This window comes from Exiguobacterium sp. BMC-KP (assembly GCF_001275385.1).
In the GTDB taxonomy this organism is placed as follows: domain Bacteria; phylum Bacillota; class Bacilli; order Exiguobacteriales; family Exiguobacteriaceae; genus Exiguobacterium_A.
Map to the genome: position 1 here is coordinate 520,008 of NZ_LGIW01000015.1, position 17,326 is coordinate 537,333.

At 47.4% G+C, this 17,326-nt stretch carries 18 protein-coding genes; 16 read left to right on the forward strand and 2 right to left on the reverse strand.

Translation table 11 applies throughout. From position 1 onward, the window contains the following. Nucleotides 1–16: 16 nt before the first annotated feature. The 5 genes from ADM98_RS08160 (at nucleotide 17) to ADM98_RS08180 (ending at nucleotide 6,371) form a co-directional block, all read left to right on the forward strand. Entirely contained in the window at nucleotides 17–1,138 is a 1,122-nt protein-coding gene (locus ADM98_RS08160) for an exonuclease SbcCD subunit D (RefSeq protein WP_053454507.1), read from the forward strand. After that, the gene (locus ADM98_RS08165; protein ID WP_053453039.1) at nucleotides 1,120–4,125 is read left to right on the forward strand and encodes an AAA family ATPase; all 3,006 of its coding nucleotides are present in this window, start codon (nucleotides 1,120–1,122) and stop codon (nucleotides 4,123–4,125) included. Before ADM98_RS08160 ends, ADM98_RS08165 begins: the two co-directional genes overlap by 19 nt. 13 nt (nucleotides 4,126–4,138) lie before the next feature. Beyond that, nucleotides 4,139–4,930 carry an aminoglycoside N(3)-acetyltransferase gene (locus ADM98_RS08170; RefSeq protein ID WP_053453040.1) on the forward strand — a complete coding sequence of 264 codons (792 nt, stop codon included), beginning with the start codon at nucleotides 4,139–4,141 and terminating at the stop codon, nucleotides 4,928–4,930. A gap of 58 nt (nucleotides 4,931–4,988) precedes the next feature. Further along, a complete protein-coding gene (locus ADM98_RS08175; RefSeq protein WP_053453041.1) occupies nucleotides 4,989–5,726 on the forward strand; it encodes a Bax inhibitor-1/YccA family protein in 738 nt (245 codons plus the stop codon). A gap of 96 nt (nucleotides 5,727–5,822) precedes the next feature. Next, nucleotides 5,823–6,371: a class I SAM-dependent methyltransferase gene (locus tag ADM98_RS08180; protein WP_053453042.1), complete on the forward strand. Its 549-nt coding sequence runs from the start codon at nucleotides 5,823–5,825 to the stop codon at nucleotides 6,369–6,371. Nucleotides 6,372–6,416: 45 nt separating this feature from the next. On the opposite strand, the gene ADM98_RS08185 is transcribed toward ADM98_RS08180, so the two are convergent. Further along, on the reverse strand, nucleotides 6,417–6,722 hold the full coding sequence (locus tag ADM98_RS08185; protein ID WP_053453043.1) for a hypothetical protein: 306 nt from the start codon (nucleotides 6,720–6,722) through the stop codon (nucleotides 6,417–6,419). A gap of 139 nt (nucleotides 6,723–6,861) precedes the next feature. On the opposite strand from ADM98_RS08185, the gene ADM98_RS08190 reads away from it, so the two are divergent. The 8 genes from ADM98_RS08190 (at nucleotide 6,862) to ADM98_RS08225 (ending at nucleotide 14,208) form a co-directional block, all read left to right on the forward strand. Then, nucleotides 6,862–7,587: a nuclease-related domain-containing protein gene (locus ADM98_RS08190; protein WP_235504854.1), complete on the forward strand. Its 726-nt coding sequence runs from the start codon at nucleotides 6,862–6,864 to the stop codon at nucleotides 7,585–7,587. 75 nt (nucleotides 7,588–7,662) lie between these two features. Further along, nucleotides 7,663–8,085, forward strand: a complete 423-nt coding sequence (locus tag ADM98_RS08195) for a MarR family winged helix-turn-helix transcriptional regulator (RefSeq protein WP_053453045.1) — start codon at nucleotides 7,663–7,665, stop codon at nucleotides 8,083–8,085. A gap of 69 nt (nucleotides 8,086–8,154) precedes the next feature. Next, a complete protein-coding gene (locus ADM98_RS08200; RefSeq protein ID WP_053453046.1) occupies nucleotides 8,155–9,165 on the forward strand; it encodes a hypothetical protein in 1,011 nt (336 codons plus the stop codon). 619 nt (nucleotides 9,166–9,784) lie between these two features. Further along, a complete protein-coding gene (locus ADM98_RS08205; RefSeq protein WP_053453047.1) occupies nucleotides 9,785–10,099 on the forward strand; it encodes an ArsR/SmtB family transcription factor in 315 nt (104 codons plus the stop codon). Between the two features lie 140 nt (nucleotides 10,100–10,239). Continuing rightward, complete coding sequence (locus tag ADM98_RS08210; protein WP_053453048.1) at nucleotides 10,240–11,544, forward strand: arsenic transporter; 1,305 nt, start codon at nucleotides 10,240–10,242, stop codon at nucleotides 11,542–11,544. 19 nt (nucleotides 11,545–11,563) lie between these two features. Continuing rightward, the gene (locus ADM98_RS08215; RefSeq protein ID WP_053453049.1) at nucleotides 11,564–13,222 is read left to right on the forward strand and encodes an FAD-dependent oxidoreductase; all 1,659 of its coding nucleotides are present in this window, start codon (nucleotides 11,564–11,566) and stop codon (nucleotides 13,220–13,222) included. Between the two features lie 136 nt (nucleotides 13,223–13,358). After that, nucleotides 13,359–13,691, forward strand: coding sequence for a PadR family transcriptional regulator (locus tag ADM98_RS08220; RefSeq protein WP_053453050.1), 333 nt, complete (start codon nucleotides 13,359–13,361; stop codon nucleotides 13,689–13,691). Beyond that, entirely contained in the window at nucleotides 13,681–14,208 is a 528-nt protein-coding gene (locus ADM98_RS08225; protein WP_053453051.1) for a DUF2812 domain-containing protein, read from the forward strand. Before ADM98_RS08220 ends, ADM98_RS08225 begins: the two co-directional genes overlap by 11 nt. 115 nt (nucleotides 14,209–14,323) lie before the next feature. Here the strand turns inward: ADM98_RS08225 and ADM98_RS08230 are convergent, their stop codons facing one another. Next, a complete protein-coding gene (locus ADM98_RS08230) occupies nucleotides 14,324–14,962 on the reverse strand; it encodes an SDR family oxidoreductase (protein WP_053453052.1) in 639 nt (212 codons plus the stop codon). A gap of 264 nt (nucleotides 14,963–15,226) precedes the next feature. On the opposite strand from ADM98_RS08230, the gene ADM98_RS08235 reads away from it, so the two are divergent. From ADM98_RS08235 to ADM98_RS08245, 3 genes are all read left to right on the forward strand, one after another. Beyond that, nucleotides 15,227–16,057 carry a transporter substrate-binding domain-containing protein gene (locus ADM98_RS08235; RefSeq protein ID WP_053453053.1) on the forward strand — a complete coding sequence of 277 codons (831 nt, stop codon included), beginning with the start codon at nucleotides 15,227–15,229 and terminating at the stop codon, nucleotides 16,055–16,057. Next, the gene (locus ADM98_RS08240) at nucleotides 16,050–16,847 is read left to right on the forward strand and encodes a transporter substrate-binding domain-containing protein (protein ID WP_053453054.1); all 798 of its coding nucleotides are present in this window, start codon (nucleotides 16,050–16,052) and stop codon (nucleotides 16,845–16,847) included. The genes ADM98_RS08235 and ADM98_RS08240 overlap by 8 nt, the downstream gene beginning before the upstream one ends. A 105-nt stretch (nucleotides 16,848–16,952) precedes the next feature. Next, on the forward strand, nucleotides 16,953–17,231 hold the full coding sequence (locus ADM98_RS08245; RefSeq protein ID WP_053453055.1) for a hypothetical protein: 279 nt from the start codon (nucleotides 16,953–16,955) through the stop codon (nucleotides 17,229–17,231). Nucleotides 17,232–17,326: the final 95 nt, after the last annotated feature.

Here is a 17,326-nt window from a genome sequence, read left to right on the forward strand (position 1 = left end):
AGTGAGTGTGATGAAGATGAAATGGATACATACTGCCGATTGGCATCTTGGAAAAATCGTTCATGGTGAATCAATGCTCGAGAACCAACGGGCGGTTTTGGCGAATTTTTTAGCACTCGTCGACCGAGAAAAACCGGATGCGATCGTCATTGCAGGAGACTTATACGACCGTGCCGTGCCGCCGACGGAAGCCGTCGAACTGCTTGACGAGACATTAGCTGCTTTGATTCTCGACCGAGACATCCCGGTCGTTGCAATTAGTGGGAATCATGATTCGGCCGAACGCTTGAGTTTCGGTACGACCTTGTTGCAACGGGCAGGTCTGCATCTCGTTGGAAAACTAACACCGGTCATTACACCCGTCATGATCAAAGGGGTTTCATTTTATCCGGTGCCTTTCGCAGATCCAGCGACAGTCCGGTACGTGCATCAAGACGAGACAATCAAGACACATGATGACGCGATGCGAACGATTCTTTCGAGTTGTTCACCGGAGGGACCGAGTGTCCTCGTTGGACATGCCTTTGTCATCGGTGGACTCGAGACGGATTCAGAGCGGCAATTGTCGGTCGGTACGGCAGGACAAGTCAGTGCGAGTCAGTTTGCACCGTTTACCTATACGGCGCTCGGTCATCTGCATAATCCGCTGGCGATTAAATCGGAGACGGTTCGCTACAGTGGATCACTCTTGAAATATTCGTTTTCAGAAGCACATCATATTAAAGGGGTCGATGTGTTGACGTTGAACGATGCGGGTACGTTCGATCGTCGATTCGAACCGCTTGCGCCAAAACGTGACTTGCGAGAGGTGACCGGTAGTCTCAGTGAATTGACAGACCCGGCGTTCGTCGCGACGCAAGCGACGGACGATTACTTAAAAATCAATCTAACGGACGGCGAAGCCTTGATGGATCCGATGGGAAAGCTGAAAAAGATCTATCCGAACATCTTGCACCTCGAGCGAATCGGTTTCGTCCGCGAGAGTACACGGGCGGTCAAAGCGTCGCGGGAACAGGTCAAAGATGCGTCCGTTGCGGATCTGTTTAGTGAGTTTTATGAAGCAGTCCGTGAGAAGAAACCGACGGAAGCGATGCAAGCCGTCTTGAAGGAGGAAGCGACATGCGCCCAGAACGACTGACATTACGCGCCTTTGGACCGTTTGCTGGCGAAGAGACGATTGATTTCACAGCACTTGCTGGGCGGACGATGTTCGTCATTTCCGGGAATACGGGGGCAGGGAAAACGACGATTTTCGATGCGCTAACATTCGCTCTGTACGGTGAGACGTCTGGTGGCGAACGGGAAATGAGCGAACTGCGAAGTCATTTCGCTGTGCCTGAGCAAAAGACGGAAGTCGAACTGGAGTTTACCCTTAAAGGGGAACGGTACCGGATCATCCGCCAACCGAGTCAACCGCATCCGGTCAACAAAACCGGTTATTCGCATGAAGCCGAGTTCTCACGGTTCGACGGGACGACGTGGAAACCGCTTGCGGTCAAGATTCCGGAAATCAAACAACGCGTTCAAGAGTTGATCCAGCTCGATCATAAACAGTTTTCGCAAATCCTGTTGTTGCCGCAAAATAAGTTCCGTGAACTGTTGATGGCAGAGTCGAAAGATAAGCTACAGATTCTCAAGCAACTGTTCAAGACGGAGCACTACGGTGAGTTCCAGCAACGCTTGCACCGGCAAGCGCTCGATCTTGCGGCACGGATTAAGGAAACGAAGACGAAACAGTGGGCAAAACTCGAGGAATTACCACTGCAAGCGAACTGGAGTGAACTGACAGAAGCAGATATTCGTCTCCGGACGGACGCCTTGACGACAGAACACGACGAATGGTTAGCGGCTGCACGTCAAGCTGAAGTAGAGACTCGTGCGATCGTTGAGAAGAAAACGACGCAATTGCAACAAGGCGAGCAACTCGAAGCGGCTTTCCAAGAGCAAGAAAAGCTTCAACAGACGGAACAGTTGCTACTAGACTGCCTACCGGAAATCGAGCGGATGCAAGAAGAAACAACAGCGGCTGAACGCGCTCAAATCGTTGCACCGATCCATGATCAGTGGCAACAAGATCAGGAACAACTGACGCAACTTAAGCAACGGAAGCAGGAAACGGAGCAACAGGTCAACCGCTTAACGGAGCGACAAGGGATTGTTCAAGAACAAGTGAATCGTTTGCTAGCAGAAGAACCAAGCATTGAACAATTAAGTCGTCGCCTCGAAAAAATTCAGGAAGAACGTGAACGCTTAGAAGCGGAAACACGTTTACGACAACAGCAACAACAATTAGCAGAGCGGTTGAAGCAACTCGATCCGGAAACGTTACGAAAACAACTGGAACAAGTACGGGTGGATCGTAAGACGGTTCAAGAACAACTTCGGCCGCTGCAAAACGTTGGAGCGGAACGCTTACAGGCGCAAGAACGTCGCTTTACCTTACAACAGTTGGCGACGAAGTACGCTGAACATGACAAGTTGGAAGCAGAACGACAACAATTGATCGTTCGCGGGACGAGCGTTCGAGATCAAAAAGAAACAGCTGCTCGCCAGTACGAAGAAGCGCGTAAACGTGAACGGGAGCAACTGGCTGCTGAACTTGCGAAAGGATTGACGGACGGAACGGCTTGTCCTGTTTGTGGTAGCACGACCCATCCGCGACACGCTGTCGCTGTCGCGCAGGAACTATCCGTCGATATAGCTCAACAGAAGTTCTTAGAAGCACAACAGGCGCATCAAGAGTTACAGGCATCTTACCGGACGATTGCTGAGCGTCTGCAACAACTGACGACCGAGATTCAACAGACCAGTGAAAACGAGTCAGGACACGCCGATATTGCATTACAGCTTCGAGAAGTCGAGCAGACGGAAGCGCGGTTGGTGTCAGCGCAGACGGAAAAAGGACGTCTTGAGATACGCCTGCAACAGCTCGAGCAATCTATGGAGCAGCTACAACTGAACATCGATAGGGTAGTGAAAGATCGGACTGGTATCGAATCGGAATTGGCGCATCTGACGGGACGTTTGAGTCAATCCGGAGAAACCGCGAAATCGTTACCAGAACTGCGTGAGGAACAACAACAGGCAGAAACACGTATCAAACAGTTCGAGCAAGACAAACAGCAACAGCTGCGCGAGAAGGAACAGCTCGATCGCGACTTAGCGGAACAACAAGGACGATTCCGTCAATTGACCGAAGCGCTTTCGGAGCAGAGCGAACGCCTAACGAAACGCGAACAAGCACTACATGTCGCCTTGACCGAAGAAGCGTTTCCGACGATTGAAGCATTCCGCGAAGCGCGAAGATCGCGCGAAGACCTTCGTCATCTCCATGACCGCTTGGAGCAGGATCGCTTAGAGCGACAGGAACTGAAGTTAAAACAGGAACAAGTTCGCTTGAAGACGGACGGACAGGTTCGTCCGAATCTTGAAGTGCTGCGGACGGTAGTGAAAGAGACGACGAATACACTGTCGGAGCAAACGGATCGGCGTGTCGGGCTGGAGAAGGAACGGGCACACATCGACCAATTGATGGCAGCTTGGGAAAGTTTACAACGACAAATCGAGGATGAGGACGCGAGATACGGGATCATCGGAGAACTCGCCCGCGTGGGTGTCGGGGAAAATGCACAACGGATGACATTTGAGACGTATGTCCAGACGGCGTACTTCGATGAGATCTTGTTTGCTGCGAACCGGCATCTGCATGAGATGACATCTGGTCGTTTTCAGCTGGAGCGGAAGACCGAAGCCGGAAAAGGTCTCAAGAAATATGGACTTGATTTAAACGTCTTTGATGCCTATACGTCACAAACACGGCACGTCAAAACGTTGTCCGGTGGGGAGAGCTTCAAGGCGTCGCTTGCCCTCGCACTCGGACTGTCCGAAGTCGTTCAGGAAGCGAGCGGTGGAGTATCACTCGAGACGATGTTCATCGATGAAGGATTCGGAACGCTTGATCCAGAATCACTTGAACAAGCGATCGAAACGTTGCTTTCGATTCAAGAGAGTGGTCGAATGGTCGGGATTATCAGTCACGTCCAGGAACTAAAATCTCGTGTTGATGCCAAAATCGAAGTCAAACAAGGAAAAACGGGGTCGACGATTGCATTAGTCGTCGAGTAAGGAGCTAAGATTGATGGAAACACGAAATATGGTCACGAAATCACAAATCAAAGAAGCATTACGCGAGTTAGGTGTGACACCTGGGATGAAACTTTTTGTCCATACGTCTCTCAAGCAAATCGGCTGGATTCCAGGTGGGGTGCAAGCCTTGATTGAAGCATTACAAGAAGTCGTTACAGCAGAAGGTTTAATCATGATGCCCGCGCAAAGTACGGATAACTCGGATCCAAAGAACTGGAGTCAACCGGCTGTTCCCGAGGAATGGTGGGAAACGATCCGCCGGGAGATGCCAGCCTATGATCCGGCAAAAACGGTCACGCGCGGTATCGGGCGCGTACCGGAAGTCTTCCGGACCTATCCAGGTGTCGTCCGAAGCGATCATCCGATGTGGTCGGTTACCGCGTGGGGTAAGAATGCAACAGCGTTTGTTGCTGATCATACAGTAGAAAACGGCTTCGGACCTGGCTCACCAATCGAACGCTTCATTGAAGCGGACGGTCAAATTCTGCATATCGGCTCACCATGGGACACGACGACGGTCTGGCATTACGCGGAGTATGGTTTGAGCCGTCCAGATGTCGAGGATGGTTGCAAAGTAAAAGAGGGGACGACAGAACGGTTCATCCATTACCGACACCGTCAAATAGATAGTGATGCGTTCGGACCGATTGGCGAAGGGTTAGAAAATGCCGAATTCGTCACGTCGGGTTTGATTGGGCAGGCAAAATCGTACCGAATCGATGCTAAAGCATCGATCCCTGTCGTCATGTTGCAATTAAAAGCGCTTGATCAATGGTTATTCTGAAACTTTTTCGGGAAAGAATCGTATTAGAAAAACAGATACAATAAAAGGAGTGAATGCAATGGCTTCACGTTTTAAAGTTAACCCGGCCTTGCGTCGCGGATTCGATACGGCACGTGTCGGAGAACGACCAATGACCAAAAGCGGGACGATGAGCAAGATTTTCTTGATGCTCGCTCTCGTCACGGCAGCAGCAGGAGGAAGCTGGTTCTTCCTCGCAGAGAATCAAGCGTTCTTATTTCCTGCATTAATCGGTGGATTCGTCATCGGTCTGATTCTTGCCCTGATCATCACCTTCAAACCGGCAACAGCGCCTGTTCTTTCGCCAGTCTACGCACTAGCAGAAGGTGTCGCCGTCGGAGCATTATCGCTCGTCTTTGAAAGCATGTATCCAGGAATCGTCGGAAAAGCAGTCGTTGCGACATTCGTCGTCGCGTTCGCGATGTGGTTCGTCTACTCGACGGGCATGATTAAAGTAACGCAACGTTTCCGTTCTGCGGTCACAGCGGCGATTCTCTCAATCTTCGTCTTGTATGCAGTCAACTTGATCCTAGCGCTATTCGGTGTCGATCTCCCATTCATGACAGGTAGCTCACCGCTTGCGATCGGTATTCAGTTCGTCATCGTCATCGTGGCATCCCTGTCACTCGTGATGGATTTTGATTTCATTTCGCAACAAGTTCGCGCAGGTGCTCCAAAATCAATGGAGTGGGTCGCGGCATTCGGATTGATCGTGACAATCATCTGGCTTTATATTGAATTACTTGATCTCTTATATCGCCTCGCGGCTCGAGATTAACAGCAACAGACGACGGAATCTCCGTCGTCTGTTTTTTGTCGAAAACAGGGATGACCTTGGGAAATGCGAAGTAGTTAGTGAGAAGGGGGATATCACATGAAAGAACGCATCGTTATTGGGGCGGGACCGTATCATAATAATCCAGGATGGTTTCATACACAGGAAGAGGAGCTGAATCTGCTCAATCGGTCCGATTGGGAGAGATTGTATTCGAGCGACACGTTGCAAGCAATTCTTGCCGAGCATGTTTGGGAGCATTTGACGCTCGAAGAAGGAAAGGAAGCAGCACGACACTGTTACGCTTATCTTGCGCAAGGGGGATACGTCCGTTGTGCAGTACCAGACGGTTATTTTCGGGATGAGGCCTACCAAACAATCGTTCAAGTCGGTGGTCCGGGTCCTGCTGACCATCCAGCAGCGAGTCACAAAATCGTTTATACGTCTGAAACGTTACAGCATGTATTTCAAGAAGCTGGGTTTCAAGTGCGACTCCTCGAATATTTTGATCAAGATGGAGTCTTTCATCAAGCGGACTGGGATGGTGCGGACGGTATTATATTTCGGTCGAAACGATACGATCCGCGAAATGCAGAAAAATTGAGTTTTCCATCGTTAATTTTGGATGCAATCAAGTTAAATGTGTAATTGTTAAAGACCATCTGACGTATACTTGTCAGATGGTCTTTTTATTCATAGTCCATGTTCAGTTTTTAGTTGATCGACATATTGTTTCGCTTCGAGTAACGATAAACCGAGTGATTCCCTAACCCGTTTGACGGCTTCGACCATTTTGCCTTCTTTAAGTAACTGAACCAGTTCGACTTGTAAGGCTGCCTCTTCTAAAGACACCTCATTTAGACCGAGATGCTCCTCGATTCTTTGTAATTTCTTTAAAATGGTTTGTTGACGGCGTTTCGCTTCGTCCGCTTTTTGCGATAAAGACATCCAGATGAAGAACAATACGATGAGTGGTGCGAATGTGACGACAGAATCCATAGTGAACACCTTCCTTTGTTCCACCGTACCATAGGAAATGAAGCATAACAAATAGTGGAAAATGATATGGAAATTGATTATGCTGATATAGTGGAAAATAAAGGGTTAATATGGAAAGGAGATAAATGTAGTGGACAATGTGTTAGTGACATTTTTGCCGTTCTTGATTCAAGTCGGACTGCTCATGGTGCTGTTCTTCTTCGGAACGTTCGGTCTGTTTTTCTTCGTCAAGCGCAATTCGTATCACAGCAGTCGTTATTATCGGTTAACACGAGAGCCGTTTTTGCGAATCGTCCGTGATAAAGGAAAATGGGGAGAGTACTTGACGACACGTCAACTCGATCAAGTATCGGGATATGGGACTTATGTGTTTAATACATACTTACCGCGTGCGCGGGGTGAAGGCACGACAGAGATTGACGTAACATTCATTCATGAAAGTGGCATTTATGTGCTCGAATCTAAAAACTATAGTGGGTGGATTTTCGGGCGTGAGCAGGATCGTCAATGGACGCAGCAGTTCCAGAATCGCTTTAAACAACGCTTCTATAATCCGATCAAACAGAATGAAGGACATCTTAAGAGTATGCAACGCTTTTTAGAGGGAACAGATCCTGCGCTTTTCCATTCATTGATCGTCTTTAGCGAACGATGTGAACTGAAAAAAATCACGGTCGATTCGGCACATGTTCGTGTCTTGAAACGAAACGTCTTACGCAAAACGATTGAACGGCTCGCGACTGAAAAAACATTGACGCCGAGTCAGGTGGATACGATTGCAGGAAAACTTGGTGTGCATTCTCAGGTCGATCGTGCTACACAGCAGGCGCATATCGAAGGAATCCGTCAACGTCAGTCCAAATGAAGTCGTTGACTTGACACCTCTCATTCCGGTATAGTGAATAAATAATAAGTAGTGCAACTATATGGAGATGATGGGATGAAGGAATCGGAATGGTCGCTTGGGATGCAACTGTCCCGCAGTTATTACGCGTTCAAACGTGCCGCTGCTAAACGGATGGAAGCGTTCGGTCTAACACCGGAACAGTTTTCTGTCCTGAGTGAACTTGCTAAACAAGATGGTGTTTCGCAAAAACAACTGGCACTCGTGACAGAACGTGATCAGACGACGATTGGTAAGATTCTCGATAAACTTGGTAAAAAGGAATTAATCGTTCGGACACCAGATCCACGGGACCGGCGAGCCGTTCTCCTTTTGATGACGCGTGAAGGACGCGACATCGTCGATCGTCTCGGTCCAGAGCTTGATCAGTTACAACTCGAAGCGTTCCGTGGACTATCGCGACAGCAAATCGAACAACTAAAGGAAACACTCGAGACCATTCACCGGAATGTGACGTGAATGGTTTTCCTTCGGATATATAGTTGCACATGATATTATAAGTAATGCATATAAAAAGGAGATAGAAAGATGAAAGCATGGAAAGATGTCTGGTCAATGACACAAACGAAAGTTGGACTCGTCTTCGCAATCGTCGTCCCGCTCTTGTTCCTCGTCGTCTGGATGACCGGTTACCAAGGCACGACGGAACGGCTTGATCAATTAAATGTCGGGGTCGTCGGCGAAGCGAATGATCCGTTCGTCAAATCATTAAAGGAAGCGCCATTTACGGTCCAAGCACTCGCGACGGAAGAGAAAGGATTGGAAGCACTCGATGCCAATGAAGTTGATCTCGTCCTACAAAAAGATGATGCAACGCGTCAACTGACGGCACACGTTAGTCAGACGAATGCTGAGTTCGCGAATGCGATTCTCGAGCGGGCGACAGAATCAATCGGCAAACAGTTGAATGGCGAACCGACGTTCACGACGTCGATCGTCACGGAACATGCTGTTTCGGATTTTGCCTTATCGATGCTGCCACTCATCCTCGGTTTTGTCATCTACATCGCGACGATGACGATGGGGATTCAGTTCAATCTCGTTAGTACGATATTAAGTAGTCGTCATACGCAACGGGATCTCTTTTGGAGTCGGCAACTGCTACACGGCATCGTTCTTCTAATCGTGCCGCTGCTCCTCGTCTCAGTGGCACATCTATTGACGGATATTACGACACCATTCATGAAGTTGTGGGCGTTCGAGCTCCTCGTCGTCGCAACTTGTATCGCTGTCACGCAGATGAACTTTGCGATATTTGGACCGATTGCGCCACTCGTTAACGTCGCATTGATTCCGTTTCAATTGATGACTGCCGGAAACATTGTGCCGGCAAAGATGTTGGCACCGTTTTATCAATCGCTCGGAACGTTTCTCCCAGTGCCGAACGCCGTTTCCGGGTTCAGCCGTTTATTGTTCATGAACGGGGACATCGGTTCTCAAGTAATGTCCTTATCACTGATTGCTCTTGGTAGTTTTATCGTGACATATGTGATGATGGTTTGGAGAGAGCGACGGCAAGCGCAACGTCTTGTTGCATAAGGGAAGCTGAAAAGAAGGTTTTAAAGACAGAATCGTCATCGAGTGAGATGGCGGTTTTTCTTTTTGAGACAAGTTTGTTTGACACTCCCACGATTAAAACCGTGGGATTCTGAAGTGCTTGTGCGAGCGCAGTCCATTTCTGTTTTGCTCAAGCCTTCAGATGAGGGTGTGCCACCACCCCTCCTGAGACAGACCGTATAGGTTCTCAGGCTGATTGACTGTTACCGTCAACCACAGGTCGTTGCAGGTGTGTCCACCTGATGTGTTAGCGTCTTTTGCGTGACGACAGGCATCGTTTTACCGGTCACATGTTTTCGTGACCGAACCGTATACGATTTTCAAGGTGCGATGGACACAGGCGTTTTAGAGACTTGTACTTGTCTATGCGGTAGATGTACCCGAATGTCGGATGTGAAAACATCCGAACTCACTTTCAACCCATGCCTTAAGGCGGGCTATGCCCTATATGGGATTTCCCGTTCGTAAATTCTGTAAAAAATCATTGCATAACGAAATCGTTATATAATAATATGGTTATGTAAAAGAAATAGAAAATTAAAATTCTGTTGTTCAAACATCTTGTGTCTCTTATGGACCATATAGAGAGGAGGAGTTTTCATTGATCGAGACAGCCAAACGGGTGGAAGAGATGAGTCAGTTCTTGAAGTTGCTCAGCGACGCAACACGACTTGAAATTTTACGAAGATTACATGTCCGGGAACATTGCGTCTGTGATTTTGTCGAACTGTTTGATATTTCGCAACCGGCAGTCAGTCGTCATCTAAAATTATTGCGTCAGTCCCAGATCATCTTGGAACGACGGGAACGACAATGGATATATTTTCGAATCAATCCAGATCACCCGCAACATCAGTTGTTATTGACGATTCTAGGAACGATGGACATTCCAGACATTCCGCAAAAAAGCTGCTAAAACGTCATGTGACTAAAGAAGGATCAAGATTACTACGAGCGATGGATGGGAATTGAAGTCATATCGCTGTAACGCTAGATCACATACATTAAGGACTATGAATCATTAACAGAACGACCGAAATTTAATACAGAAATGAAGTGAACGCATTGACCGGTACACATTTACTAGCGATTGGAATCTTTCTGATTACCTTATTCTTAATTATCAAACAACCTAAAGGACTCGGCATCGGTTACTCAGCGATGGGCATGGCGCTCGTTGCGTTAGTAACGGGAGTCGTAAACCTCGATGATGTCTCGACGGTCTGGGGGATCATCTGGAATGCCACCTTTACCTTCATTGCCCTCATCATCATCTCGTTGATTCTCGATGAGATCGGATTCTTCGAATGGGCAGCTCTGCATATGGCACGGATCGCAAAAGGGGGCGGTGTCAAACTATTCGTGTATATGACATTGCTCGGTGCAGTCGTTTCGGCGTTATTTGCTAACGATGGGGCGGCATTGATCCTGACGCCAATCGTCCTTGCAATGGTACGTCACTTAAAACTACCGGATTATGTCGTGTTAGCGTATGTATTTGCTTCCGGCTTCATCGCTGATACAGCAAGCTTACCATTCGTTGTCTCGAACCTCGTCAACATCGTCTCAGCGGATTTCTTTGACATCGGCTTTACAGAGTATGCATCACGAATGGTATTCGTCAATTTCTTTTCTGTCATCGGTAGTCTAATCGTCTTATATCTGTATTTCCGTAAAAGTATTCCGAAGAATTATGATGTCGCGCAGCTCGTCGCACCGGCGACAGCGATCAAGGACCAGCGGATGTTCAAGTTATCTTGGTTCGTCCTCATTTTGCTTGTCGTCGGATATTTCACGAGTGACGTCATCGGTATCCCGGTCAGTCTTGTCGCTGGAGTCATCGCTTTGTTCTTCTTATTGATGGCACGCCGATCGCCGAGCGTACCGACGAAAAAGGTCATCGGTGGTGCTCCATGGGCGATCGTTTTCTTCTCGCTTGGGATGTATATCGTCGTATATGGTCTGCAAAACGCCGGATTAACACAAGTACTTGCTGACATCATTGATGGCTTTGCGACGAATTTAGCAGCTGCGACATTTGGCATGGGCTTCTTGGCAGCCATCTTGTCGTCGATCATGAATAACATGCCGACTGTCATGATCGATGCTCTTGCCATTGATTTAAGTCAGGCAACCGGAACGATGCGAGAGGCACTCATCTATGCGAATGTCATTGGTTCCGATCTTGGACCGAAGATTACGCCGATTGGTAGTCTAGCGACATTGCTCTGGCTACACGTACTTCGGACGAAAGGCGTGAAGATCGGTTGGGGACAATACTTTAAGATTGGAACGATCCTGACGATTCCGACACTTGCCATCACATTGCTTGGCTTATATATCAGCTTGATACTTTATTGATTTTGGGGAGGAACTAGATATGAAATTAATGATTATTGGTTCGGTTGCTGCCGGGACATCAGTTGGAGCAAAAGCACGTCGTAACAGTGAAGATATGCAAATCACGATTTATGACCGCGATCAAGATATCTCGTATTCGGGTTGTGGAATTCCTTACTTCGTTGGTGGAGAAATCGCTGATATCGATGAATTGACACCACGAGATGCTACTTTCTTTAAAAAGCGGTATAACATTGATATTCATACACAACACGAAGTCGAATCAATTGATCATGCGACAAAAACGGCGACGATCGTGAATCTTCTGACAGGGGATTGTTTCACGGACACGTATGACACGTTAGTGCTGGCAACAGGTGCTTCAAGCATCGTTCCGCCACTACCAGGTGTCGAGCAGGAGAATGTCTTTACTGTTCGAAATGTCCGCAATGCCGACGCGATTCGGTCCTACATTGACGCCCATGATCCGAAGACGGCAACGATCGTCGGCGGAGGATTCATCGGTCTTGAGATGGCTGAGCAATTGACGTATCGGGGCATTCAAGTCACGCTCGTCGAACGCTTGCCGCAAGTGATGCCGCCGCTTGATCGCGATATGGCAGAACGGGTAGCCGATCATTTGAAAGATAAAGGGGTATCCCTTTTGCTCGGTGAATCAGTGACGGCGTTCAACGGAAAGGAAGGTGTTTCTGAGGTCGCGCTTGAGAGTGGAAAAACGATCGAGACGGATCTCGTCATTCTGTCCGTTGGTGTCAAGCCGAACACAGGTCTTGCGAAGCAGATCGGCGTAGCGCTTGGTAAAACAGGTGCGATTGCAGTCAACCGTAAGATGCAGACGAATGTAGCGGATGTCTACGCAGTCGGCGACGTCGCGGAGAGTTTCTCCGTCATCACGGGTGAAGCGATCTACCGTCCGCTTGGGTCAACCGCGAACAAGATGGGACGGATTGCTGGCATGGTCATTACCGGAGAAGAAGCGGAGCACCGTGGTATTTTAGGAACGGGTATCTTCAAAGCCTTCGATTTGACTGTCGCTCAAACGGGTTTGACGGAAAAAGAAGCGCGTGAATCAGGGTATGACATTGAAGTACTGCATAATATCAAACCAGATCGTCCGGAATACATGGGCGGTAAAGAGATGACAATTAAAGCGATTGCCGATCGAGCAACAGGACGAGTCCTCGGAGCCCAGATCGTTGGTCCGCAAGGTGTTGATAAACGGATTGATGTCCTAGCGACAGCGATTACTTTTAAAGCGAAAGCGGAAGACTTGTTCCATCTCGATTTAGCTTACGCTCCACCGTTCGCGACGACGAAGGATCCAGTTCTTTATACGGGAATGGCGCTCGATAATGCAATTAAAAAAACAGCACGTTTGATGACGCCAAATGAATTGATTGATCAAGTCGCAGGTGGAAAGGCGTTCCAAATCATCGATACACGTTCAAAAGCACAATTCGAGAAAAATCATGTCGATGGAGCGATTCATATGCCACTCGGTGAGCTACGGACACGGGCGAAGGAATTAGATCCGACATTGCCGACGATCGTCTATTGTAATAAAGGGGTAACGGGTAATGCTGCACAAAATGTCTTGAAAAACCTTGGATTTACGGATGTATGTAACTTATCAGGTGGTAACAAGAACTATCAACATATCAAAAAATGTTTGTCATAATCTTGCTCTATGTAGCGTGCCGATCCTATCGATTTTGGATTCGGCACGTTTTTTTTTGTTGCTAATTCAGTTAAAATAGGATATTTTTAGTATATCGGTAGACGATATAACGGAAGACGTAGTAAGGAGTGTGGAAATGGCACGTACGGATCAAGCGACAGCATTGACAGAAGCCGTCTATTATATTTTGCTTTCGCTCCAACAACCTCGTCATGGTTATGGCATCATGCAATTCGTGCAGGAGTTAAGCAATGACCGTGTCAAGTTAGCAGCCGGTACCTTGTATGGGGCACTTAGTAGCTTAGTGGATAAGGGATGGATTGAAGCAAGCGACCAAGAGACGGGTCGAAAGAAAGAGTACATCATGACGAATCAGGGACGAGAGCGACTGCTAATAGAGCTGAATCGACTTAAAGAACTTGTGCGACATGGTCAAGAAACGATGGGAGTGAGTCAAGATGAACAGTAAAACGGTCTATCGCTTTTACGCTGATTATGCGAAAGAAGAAGTTTGGTTAAACGAGATGGCAAACAAAGGCTGGTACTTACAGAAGTTTCGACTCGGACGTTATGTATTTGTTGAAGGCGAACCTAACATGTATACGTATCGAATCGAATTGTTAGAAAACATGCCAAACCATCCGAAGTCGCAGGATTACTTTGAGTTTTTAGAAGAGATGGACATTGAAGTCGTCGATACATCGTTCCGCTGGGTCTTCTTAAGAAAACGGACCTCAGATGAACCGTTTCATTTGTACTCTGACTTTGATTCACAGATCCATCACGAGCATCGGATTTTAAAGCTTTATAAAGTCGTTTTTTTTATTAATATTATCGCAGTACTCATTAACTTGTTTAATCCGATCACAGACACGATGATCTGGTTCAATCTCGCAATCGTGACGGGTCTATCATTCGTGATGCAACGCCATGAACGTAAAATTCAAACGTTACGCGGATTGCGTACAGTCGCGGAGCAAGATTAAACATCGGAATCTAAGCAAGCGAGGAAGCTTCAAGTTCTTTTATTACTGATGACTACTAATAATCAATTTTATCGAAAAAGCTCACGTCTCGGAGATTGAGACGTGAGCTTTTGTATTAGAACAACTCGTTAATTGGTGTGTCACCTTCGAGCAGCGTGACAACTTGCTTCGAGGCGTTGTCGTGACCGATCGCAGCTAAAATGACACGGGCGACGTCCTCGCGTGGAATTTTTTTAGTCGCTTGCTCGGACGGATCCGTCGTGACGTTGCCTGTTCCGGCTTCATCCGATAGTCCGCCTGGGCGAAGAATCGTATAGTTAAGTGATGATTCCTTCAGGACACGATCGGCATAACGTTTCGCGATGTAATACGGCTTCATGCTGTCAGACCATGTTTCCGGCGAATCGGCATTTAAAGCACTGACCATGATGAACTGTTTCGCATTGATTGCTTCGGCCGCTTCAATCGATTTGACGGCACCGTCGAAATCAATCAGCATCGTCTTGTCGGCTCCAGTATGACCGCCTGATCCTGCCGTAAAGATGACGACATCTGAGCCTTGTAATGCTTCCGTGATTGTTGCGACGTCGGCTTCAAGATCGAGATGGACCGGTGTATGACCGAGTTTCTCAAAATCACTGAACTGGTCCTTGGAACGTAATCCTACTTTGACATCGTGCTCCGAATCCTGCAGTAAGCGAGCAGCGTGACGACCTACTTTTCCATTTGCACCAATGATGAAAATCTGACTCATGTTCCATTCCTCCATTTCACGATTTGATGATTCTGTATCAGTATGGAAAAGACGAGGCAATTCTGTAAAGGGAGACGACTTATAGAACTGTAACCGTCATCAAAACATCTTTTTAATGCTTTTATGCATAAAATCGTCAAATTATCTTGAAATCACGTGTAAGTGTGGTAGGATAATGACTATTACCCACACCGAAAATCATTTGGGTTAAATTGTAGCAATATTCGGTGAATGGGCAACGACAAAACAGAAAGGAGAGATACGATGAGAAAGAAACCATGGCTACTGGCAGGACTTGTTTTGACAGGCGTTGCCGCTTGGATGATCTGGAATCAACAGACGGATGCCAAAGCACATGACATCTTCGAAGACCACAAGCTGGTCGTCGGGACAACGGGGGATTATAAGCCCTTTACATACTGGAACGAGGAACGGAATCGTTATCAAGGCTTTGATATTGATGTCATCCAAGCGTTCGCAAAAGCAGCAAATCTTGATGTGACGTTCGTCAAGACGACATGGCCGACATTATCGGAGGATACGAAATCAGGCAAGTTTGATATCGCTGTCGGTGGCATCACGAAGAAAGTCGAGCGAGAGGTCGTCGGAGACTTTACATCGTCGTATTTCTCCTTTCAAAAAGCACCGCTTGTAAAAAAAGAAGATGTCAAACGCTTGAATTCGCTCGCTGCAATCAATGATCCATCAGTCAAAATTGGTGTCAATCCGGGTGGGACGAACGAGGCGTTCGTGAAGAAGCATTTTCCAAAGGCGGATGTGACCGTCTTTGAAAACAATTTAGACATTCCAAAAGCTGTCCAAAGCGGTCAAGTCGACGTCATGGTAACAGACGATATCGAGGCATTGCACTACGCAACAGAACTCGATCTTGCAGTTCCAAAACTGACAGAAGCATGGGAACCAGCTGAGATGGCGTATTTGATGAAACCGGGACAAAAGCAGCTCGGAGACGTCTTCCGCGTCTGGATTGAAAGTGCGGAAGGACAAGAGCAGGTACAAAAACTGAAGAAAAAATGGAACATCGTCTCGACACGTGAGACGGTCGGAGCGAAAGGAGCGGGAGCACATGAGTAAGTTAGGATGGATGATTGTTGGAGGTGGCGTCTTATTTGCCAGCTTACTGACGTTATGGCAAACCGAACAACCACGACGTGTACAAGCGAAGAATGTCTTTGCGACGAAAAAAATCGTCGTCGGGACGACCGGAGATTACAAACCATTCACCTACTTGAACCGGAAGACGAACGAGTACGAAGGATTCGATATCGAAGTCATCCGCTCTTTCGCGAAAACGACCGGTATCGACGTCGAATTCGTTCCAACGACATGGCCGACGTTATCTGCTGATCTCGCAAGTGGCAAATTCGATATGGTCGTCGGTGGTGTGACGAAGAATATCGAGCGTGAGATCATCGGTGACTTCACGTCGAGTTACCTATCGTTCCAGAAGACGCCGCTCGTCCGTAAAGAAGATGCTGAACGCTTTGCTTCGATTGAACAGATCAATCGTCCGAACGTCACGATCGGTCTAAACCCAGGCGGAACGAATGAACAATTCGTCCGCAAGACGTTCACGAAAGCGAAGATCGTCATGTATGAGCAAAATCTCGACATCCCGCTTGCTGTCGCCTCAGGCGAAGTCGATGTCATGATCACTGATACGGTCGAGGCGATTCATTATGAAGCACTCGATCAACGACTCGCAGCACCAAGGATTCAGGAGAAATGGATTCCGGCGGAGAAGAGTTACCTTGTTCGGGAGTCAGAAGGGGACGTCGTCGATGTCTTTAACCTCTGGATGCAGTCATACGAAGGACAGGAAGAGATGGAGCAATTAAAAGAGAAATGGCAAGTAGCGTCGTAAGTGCATCGTGTCTCCTAACAACAGGAGGCACGATTTTTTAATGACAGGAATTTGACTGGAAAAGGCGAACAAGTATTAATAGAAGCAAATCAGGAGGAAACCGATATGTTGAAAAATGGAACATCGAAACAATGGCTCATCATGACCGCTCTTTTAGCCAGCTTCACCTATGCGTGGATCGTCATCGGAGATGGATGGATCAACTCTACGTTGTTATTCGCAGGGGCGATTGTACTTGCGAGTGGTGCAGTGCTTTCGTTTAGTCTTTCGTTAGCACGAGCCGTTCGTTTGAAAGGACTTGGATTTACTATGATGATGGTGTCAATCGGTACGACGCTCGTAGCGTCTGCTGGTGTCGTGTATGGTATTTTTATTTGGTCATAAAGGATCTAAACAAAGTAAGAACTCTTTTCTGAAAAGGAAGAGTTCTTACTTTTGTTCTTTTTATCGAAACGTTTCGAAAGAAAGGTTGAAGAATT

Excerpts from the sequence above, each read along its gene's own strand:
- ADM98_RS08160 (WP_053454507.1), top strand. The coding sequence starts at position 17 with ATGAAATGGATACATACTGCCGATTGGCATCTTGGAAAAATCGTTCAT.
- ADM98_RS08165 (WP_053453039.1), top strand. The coding sequence starts at position 1,120 with ATGCGCCCAGAACGACTGACATTACGCGCCTTTGGACCGTTTGCTGGC.
- ADM98_RS08170 (WP_053453040.1), top strand. The coding sequence starts at position 4,139 with ATGGAAACACGAAATATGGTCACGAAATCACAAATCAAAGAAGCATTA.
- ADM98_RS08175 (WP_053453041.1), top strand. The coding sequence starts at position 4,989 with ATGGCTTCACGTTTTAAAGTTAACCCGGCCTTGCGTCGCGGATTCGAT.
- ADM98_RS08180 (WP_053453042.1), top strand. The coding sequence starts at position 5,823 with ATGAAAGAACGCATCGTTATTGGGGCGGGACCGTATCATAATAATCCA.
- ADM98_RS08185 (WP_053453043.1), bottom strand. The coding sequence starts at position 6,722 with ATGGATTCTGTCGTCACATTCGCACCACTCATCGTATTGTTCTTCATC.
- ADM98_RS08195 (WP_053453045.1), top strand. The coding sequence starts at position 7,663 with ATGAAGGAATCGGAATGGTCGCTTGGGATGCAACTGTCCCGCAGTTAT.
- ADM98_RS08200 (WP_053453046.1), top strand. The coding sequence starts at position 8,155 with ATGAAAGCATGGAAAGATGTCTGGTCAATGACACAAACGAAAGTTGGA.
- ADM98_RS08215 (WP_053453049.1), top strand. The coding sequence starts at position 11,564 with ATGAAATTAATGATTATTGGTTCGGTTGCTGCCGGGACATCAGTTGGA.
- ADM98_RS08220 (WP_053453050.1), top strand. The coding sequence starts at position 13,359 with ATGGCACGTACGGATCAAGCGACAGCATTGACAGAAGCCGTCTATTAT.
- ADM98_RS08225 (WP_053453051.1), top strand. The coding sequence starts at position 13,681 with ATGAACAGTAAAACGGTCTATCGCTTTTACGCTGATTATGCGAAAGAA.
- ADM98_RS08230 (WP_053453052.1), bottom strand. The coding sequence starts at position 14,962 with ATGAGTCAGATTTTCATCATTGGTGCAAATGGAAAAGTAGGTCGTCAC.
- ADM98_RS08235 (WP_053453053.1), top strand. The coding sequence starts at position 15,227 with ATGAGAAAGAAACCATGGCTACTGGCAGGACTTGTTTTGACAGGCGTT.
- ADM98_RS08240 (WP_053453054.1), top strand. The coding sequence starts at position 16,050 with ATGAGTAAGTTAGGATGGATGATTGTTGGAGGTGGCGTCTTATTTGCC.
- ADM98_RS08245 (WP_053453055.1), top strand. The coding sequence starts at position 16,953 with ATGTTGAAAAATGGAACATCGAAACAATGGCTCATCATGACCGCTCTT.